This window comes from Helicobacter salomonis (assembly GCF_017979425.1).
GTDB classification, from domain to species: domain Bacteria; phylum Campylobacterota; class Campylobacteria; order Campylobacterales; family Helicobacteraceae; genus Helicobacter; species Helicobacter salomonis.
In genome coordinates, this window is sequence record NZ_JAERIS010000056.1 from 1 (window position 1) to 405 (window position 405).

Sequence of the window (405 nt, forward strand, 5' to 3'; positions counted from 1 at the left end):
AAAGCGCGCCATGTCGCTATAGAGTCTATCTGCCTGCATGTCATTCCTTCTCATCAGCGTAGCTGTATTGTCCAATATTGGTCTGTTTAATGGCACTCACAATGCTATTGGGGTCGCCTTGGGTGTAAATGTTGATAGTTTGCGTGTTATTGGAGTTAATGGAGCGGCTATCTGTCTTGGTGTTCTGTTGGGTCTTTTGAGCGCCCAATGCGCTGTAATCAAAGCTGCCTAGCACGGGCATGGCACCTTGTTTGTCTGCTTTATCTAGTGCGCCTAGAGTGGGCAGGCTCAACTTAGAAGTGTCTGTGAGGATATTCTTCTCTGCTTCACCGTTCTTACAGACCTATAAAATCCTACAAAACCCTGCAAAATTCTACAAGGCTGGGATTTCTGCTGTATTCTTGG

At 46.2% G+C, this 405-nt stretch carries 1 protein-coding gene; it reads right to left on the reverse strand.

Annotated elements, in window-relative coordinates; all coding sequences use genetic code 11:
- Positions 1-40: 40 nt before the first annotated feature.
- Positions 41-241 carry a hypothetical protein gene (locus KCO92_RS07255; RefSeq protein ID WP_158653594.1) on the reverse strand — a complete coding sequence of 67 codons (201 nt, stop codon included), beginning with the start codon at positions 239-241 and terminating at the stop codon, positions 41-43.
- Positions 242-405 lie beyond the last annotated feature (164 nt).